The organism is Pantoea sp. RG18, from assembly GCF_025910075.1.
Lineage (GTDB): Bacteria > Pseudomonadota > Gammaproteobacteria > Enterobacterales > Enterobacteriaceae > Pantoea > Pantoea agglomerans.
This window is the reverse complement of sequence record NZ_JAPCIL010000011.1, coordinates 1-5,264: the sequence shown is the minus strand read 5'-3', so window position 1 is coordinate 5,264 and position 5,264 is coordinate 1. Positions and strand designations below refer to the sequence as shown.

The window sequence follows — 5,264 nt, the reverse complement described above, 5'->3', positions numbered from 1 at the left end:
GAAGTGCGGGGCTTTTTTACGTCTGCAGATTGTGAAAAACCTCATCATAACCCCCGAAAACAGCCTGAGAACCCCTCTCTGATACGGTAAACTACGGCCAGATAACTCAGTAAAGGCCGCCAAATGTCCAGCCAGCATCCCTCCTTAAAAGCCGACAATACGCTTGGGCTTGAAGTACATACACAGAAACGCATCGTCGCCGAGACGCCAGCCGCCATTCTGGCAGCATGGCAGGCAAGCCAGAGTGATCAAACGCCTTTCCTTGTGCTCGGTGAAGGCAGCAATGTCCTATTCCTGGAAGATTTTGCCGGTACAGTGGTGCTGAACCGCATCAAAGGCATCAAAATTCAGGATGAATATGAGTGCTGGAAATTGCACGTCGGGGCAGGTGAGAACTGGCATCAGCTGGTTAAAAGCACGCTGGAAAAAGGAATCACAGGCCTGGAAAATCTGGCGTTGATCCCTGGTATGACCGGTTCGGCACCGATTCAGAACATAGGTGCTTATGGCGTGGAATTAAAAGACGTCTGCGAATACGTGGATGTACTTAATCTGCACAGTGGTCAGACAGAACGTCTCGATCGTGAAGCCTGTGAGTTTGGCTATCGTGACAGCATTTTTAAACATCACTACCAGTCAGGCTATGTCATCGTCGCAGTCGGGATAATATTGCCTAAGCAATGGCAACCGGTATTAACCTACGGCGATCTGAAAACGCTCAATCCGGTGACGGCCAATGCCTGGGATGTCTATCACGCGGTATGCCAGATGCGGCAGAGCAAATTACCCGATCCGAAAGTCACCGGTAATGTAGGCAGCTTTTTTAAAAATCCTGTCGTCACCGAGGCGCAGTGCAGCTCACTACTGACGCATTTTCCGGCTATGCCACACTATCTGATGCCAAATGGTGAAATCAAACTGGCAGCAGGATGGCTTATCGATCAGTGCCAGCTGAAAGGTTACCGCATCGGGGGCGCGGCAGTTCACCAGCAACAGGCTCTGGTGCTGATCAACGCTGAAAATGCCACTCCCGACGATATCGTTGCGCTGGCAAAAACCGTACGCGCTCAGGTTGGTGAAAAATTTGATGTCTGGCTTGAGCCCGAAGTGCGCTTTATTCAGGCGCAGGGTGAGTGTAATGCCGTCGGGGTGATCGCATGAAAGACCATAATGTTCCGCTAAAGCTGGTTGATATCTTATCTGACGGTGAGTTCCATTCCGGTGAGCAGCTGGGTGAAACGCTGGGCATGAGTCGCGCAGCCATAAATAAGCATATCCAGACGTTAAAAAGCTGGGGTCTTGATGTCTATACCGTGACAGGTAAAGGTTACAGTCTCTCTGCCCCGATACAGCTGCTGGATGAGCAGGCGATACTCTCACAGGTTACGCAGGGTAACGTCTCGGTAATCCCGGTGATTGATTCCACAAATCAGTATCTGCTGGAACGTATGCATGAAATGGAGTCGGGTGCTGCCTGCATTGCGGAATATCAGCAGGCGGGTCGAGGCCGTCGTGGCCGTCAGTGGTTTTCGCCCTTTGGCGCGAACCTCTACATGTCTATGTACTGGCGTCTGGAGCAGGGGCCGGCAGCGGCGATGGGTCTGAGCCTGGTAATTGGCATTATCATGGCTGAGACATTACGTTCATTAGGGGCCGATGATGTCCGCGTAAAATGGCCCAATGACATTTATCTGAACGATCGTAAACTGGCGGGTATTCTGGTCGAACTGACAGGTAAAACCGGCGATGCTGCGCAGATCGTGATTGGTGCGGGGATTAACCTGGCGATGCGAACAGCCGATGCATCACAGATTAATCAGGGCTGGATTAACCTGCAGGAGGCCGGGGTAACGGTAAACCGCAATGAGCTGGCGGCACGTCTGATCAACAGTCTGCGCGAAGCTCTGCCGCTCTTTGAGCAGGAGGGATTAACCCCGTTTGTCGCACGCTGGGCTGCGCTGGATAACTTTATTAACCGGCCGGTTAAGCTGCTTATCGGTGAACGTGAGGTCCATGGTATTGCGCGAGGCGTAGACAGCCAGGGTGGCCTGTTACTGGAACAGGATGGCGAAATAAAAGCCTGGGTGGGTGGAGAAATATCACTGCGTCCTGTCTGAGTAAAAAAAGCCTGCAGAAACGCAGGCTTTTTTATGACAGCAGTTATTTACGCAAGCGAACCTTATCGACTGCATGATCGCCACTTTTGGTCATAATCAGGCTGGCTCGTTCGCGCGTCGGCAGGATATTTTCCTGCAGGTTAAGCCAGTTAATCTCTTTCCATAAATTACCAGCAATTTCAACCGCTTCTGCCTCTGAAAGCTGGGCGTAATGATGGAAATAGGAGTCCGGATTGGTAAATGCGCCCTGGCGGAATTTCAGGAATCGATTGATATACCAGCTTTGCAGGAGATCTTCCTCTGCATCAACATAGATAGAAAAATCGACGAAGTCTGAAACAAAGACATGATGGGGATCGTGGGGATAGTCCATTCCACTCTGTAATACATTCAGACCTTCCAGAATCAGAATATCAGGCTGCTGTATCACTTTATCGCCATCAGGGATGACATCATAAATCAGATGTGAATAGACCGGTGCGGTCACCTGACTGGCTCCCGACTTCAAATCGGAGACGAAATTGACCAACCGGTGCATATCGTAGGATTGCGGGAATCCTTTTTTCTTCATTAACCCACGCTCTTTCAGCACGGCATTAGGATGAAGGAAGCCATCAGTGGTGATCAATTCGACTTTGCGATGTTCAGGCCAGCGGCTGAGCAAAGCCTGCAAGACACGCGCAGTCGTGCTTTTACCGACCGCTACGCTACCCGCAATACTGATGATATAGGGGATTTTCTGGCCATTGGTGCCCAGAAATTGCTCCAGTACAGCCTGTCGGCGAACGTTAGAACTTATATAAAAATTAAGCAGACGCGAAAGTGGCAGATAAATTTCCGCTACTTCCTCCAGCGAGAGATCCTCGTTGATGCCCTCCAGCTGCGCGATCTCTTCCTCTGACAGCGTCATAGGTACGGAATCACGTAATGCAGCCCATTGCTCACGAGTGAACTCTAAATAAGGCGTTGTCAGGGGGGTCGTTTTATCCATAAGCATGCATCTGACCGCAAATTCATGGCTATCAACCGCGTGTTATCCGATAAGCAGGACAGCACAGGTGAAGTGAATCACGAATCGCTAGTTTATCAGTGAGAACAATGGGCTGGAGGGTATCACCAGTATGGCTTTTAACAGAAGTAAAAAGATAAACGTGATCTCGCTTTCGTCGGCATACCCACAAAACATCATGGTGGCTTTAATTTTTACTGCTTTATCGTTGTTTATGATATTGCAGGTCATCACAGCGCATGTGCGGCTTTTATCTGCTTTTTACATCTGACAACGTCTGAATGACAAAACGCCGCTATAAGGGCATAGAGAGAGGCTGAGGCGGTACAAATTCAATATGTGCCATAAGAACTTCAGCAAAAGAACAAACGGCGTAGAGTCATTTTGAAAGGCTCCACGCCTGGTCATCGTCGTACCGACATAAGGGACACGCATGTCAAAACAGGCCTGCTTTCTACAGAAAAGTGCCTGCACATGAAAAAAAAGCGCAGGCGAGGTCAAAAAAGCATCGTTCGGTATGGGCGTGTGAAATAAAAATACTGCCTGCAGATCATTTACCTGCTGAAAAGCGGTCCAGAGAGAGGCCTAAGGCATTAGCGCGAACCGACTGATCCTATGAAAACAGGACCAGATTGCACAAATATTCTGCACAAAAACACTAAAATGCGATGATTTGCACAAATAGTAAGCGATAGAAAAAAATAAGCGATTTTTTAGTTGCATCCAGAGCCCGACCTTCCTAGAATGCGCTCCACTTGATGCCGGCTTAGCTCAGTTGGTAGAGCAACTGACTTGTAATCAGTAGGTCACCAGTTCGATTCCGGTAGCCGGCACCATCAAGTAGGTGGGATTCCCGAGCGGCCAAAGGGAGCAGACTGTAAATCTGCCGTCACAGACTTCGAAGGTTCGAATCCTTCTCCCACCACCATCTCAACCTCGCGGTTGGGTACGCAGATAAACAACCTGTTTATCTGTCAGGTGAGTCACTTATCACCCTGAATTCAGACTGAGCGTTAGCGAAGTCAAAGTCGGTCAGCTTCGCTGACAGGCAGTAGATAGTAGAGAAACATCTCTGTTATCTGCAAGCTACAGAAAGAACAGGTAGCCGAGTTCCAGGATGCGGGCATCGTATAATGGCTATTACCTCAGCCTTCCAAGCTGATGATGCGGGTTCGATTCCCGCTGCCCGCTCCAGATGTGCTGATATGGCTCAGTTGGTAGAGCGCACCCTTGGTAAGGGTGAGGTCCCCAGTTCGACTCTGGGTATCAGCACCACTTCCTTTAATCTCCCTCCTGATTTTCTCTGTAACTTCCTTGCAGTCAGGCATTGCCTGGTTAATGTGATGATATCATTGATATATCCGTGTCTTAGAGGGACTAGCGATGGCTAAAGAGCAATTTCAACGTAACAAACTGCACGTAAACGTGGGCACCATCGGTCACGTTGACCACGGTAAAACCACCCTGACTGCAGCTATCACTACCGTACTGGCTAAAACCAACGGCGGCCAGGCTCGTGCATTCGATCAGATCGACAGCACGCCTGAAGAAAAAGCCCGCGGTATCACCATCAACACCGCACACGTTGAGTATGAGACTGCTGCACGTCACTACGCTCACGTTGACTGCCCAGGCCACGCCGACTATGTGAAAAACATGATCACCGGTGCTGCGCAGATGGACGGCGCGATCCTGGTTGTTGCTGCGACTGATGGCCCAATGCCACAGACCCGTGAGCACATCCTGCTGGGTCGTCAGGTTGGCGTTCCTTACATCATCGTGTTCCTGAACAAGTGTGACATGGTTGATGATGAAGAGCTGCTGGAACTGGTAGAGATGGAAGTTCGTGACCTGCTGTCACAGTACGACTTCCCAGGCGATGACACCCCAATCGTTCGTGGTTCTGCTCTGAAAGCGCTGGAAGGCGTTCCTGAGTGGGAAGCAAAAATCGTTGAGCTGGCTGAACACCTGGACAACTACATCCCGGATCCAGTCCGTGCGATCGACATGCCGTTCCTGCTGCCAATCGAAGACGTATTCTCAATCTCTGGCCGTGGTACCGTTGTAACCGGTCGTGTTGAGCGCGGCATCGTTAAAGTCGGCGACGAAGTTGAAATCGTGGGTATCAAAGATACTGC

At 50.2% G+C, this 5,264-nt stretch carries 4 protein-coding genes and 4 tRNA genes; 7 read left to right on the top strand and 1 reads right to left on the bottom strand.

From position 1 onward, the window contains the following. Positions 1-123 precede the first annotated feature (123 nt). Together murB and birA are read left to right on the top strand one after the other, a co-directional pair. The gene (gene murB, locus OK409_RS13330) at positions 124-1,161 is read left to right on the top strand and encodes a UDP-N-acetylmuramate dehydrogenase (RefSeq protein ID WP_033780876.1); all 1,038 of its coding nucleotides are present in this window, start codon (positions 124-126) and stop codon (positions 1,159-1,161) included. Further along, positions 1,158-2,117 (top strand): bifunctional biotin--[acetyl-CoA-carboxylase] ligase/biotin operon repressor BirA, encoded by a 960-nt coding sequence (birA, locus tag OK409_RS13325; RefSeq protein ID WP_010261004.1) that lies wholly within the window; start codon positions 1,158-1,160, stop codon positions 2,115-2,117. Before murB ends, birA begins: the two co-directional genes overlap by 4 nt. A gap of 43 nt (positions 2,118-2,160) precedes the next feature. On the opposite strand, the gene coaA is transcribed toward birA, so the two are convergent. Further along, positions 2,161-3,108 (bottom strand): type I pantothenate kinase, encoded by a 948-nt coding sequence (coaA, locus tag OK409_RS13320; RefSeq protein ID WP_010672227.1) that lies wholly within the window; start codon positions 3,106-3,108, stop codon positions 2,161-2,163. Between the two features lie 778 nt (positions 3,109-3,886). Here coaA and OK409_RS13315 point away from each other — a divergent pair. From OK409_RS13315 to OK409_RS13295, 5 genes are all read left to right on the top strand, one after another. After that, a tRNA-Thr gene (locus tag OK409_RS13315) sits at positions 3,887-3,962 on the top strand. Positions 3,963-3,969: 7 nt separating this feature from the next. Next, a tRNA-Tyr gene (locus OK409_RS13310) sits at positions 3,970-4,054 on the top strand. Positions 4,055-4,245: 191 nt separating this feature from the next. Then, a tRNA-Gly gene (locus tag OK409_RS13305) sits at positions 4,246-4,320 on the top strand. 5 nt (positions 4,321-4,325) lie between these two features. Beyond that, positions 4,326-4,401, top strand: a tRNA-Thr gene (locus OK409_RS13300). A gap of 108 nt (positions 4,402-4,509) precedes the next feature. Then, positions 4,510-5,264 (top strand): elongation factor Tu (locus OK409_RS13295; RefSeq protein WP_264367143.1); only part of this gene is annotated, 755 nt, incomplete at its 3' end.